This window comes from Gilvimarinus sp. 1_MG-2023 (assembly GCF_030548285.1).
Window position 1 is genome coordinate 1 of record NZ_JAUOSC010001936.1, and the last position, 228, is coordinate 228.

Consider the following 228-nt stretch of genomic DNA (forward strand, 5'->3'; position numbering starts at 1 on the left):
GTTCAATCCCGGAACGTTGCAATATCTGCAAGGCATCTTCACTGGGGCGCCACTGATGGCCAATGGGAGCGGCTTCGTCACTGGCAACACTGAAACCACTGCGGTTCAGCTGGCCTTCTTGCTGCAGCCGTTGACGTTCGGCGTCGTTCTGGGCGTATACCCACTGTTTTTTGACGAAGCGGAAAAAGCGGGTATTCCAGTCGTTCCGGTTAGCCCCTTGCTCTTGCC

1 pseudogene is annotated in these 228 nt (G+C 56.1%); it reads right to left on the reverse strand.

The annotated features are described in order from the left end of the window. Positions 1-228 (reverse strand): annotated as a pseudogene (locus Q4563_RS23410) (hypothetical protein); the annotation flags it as partial.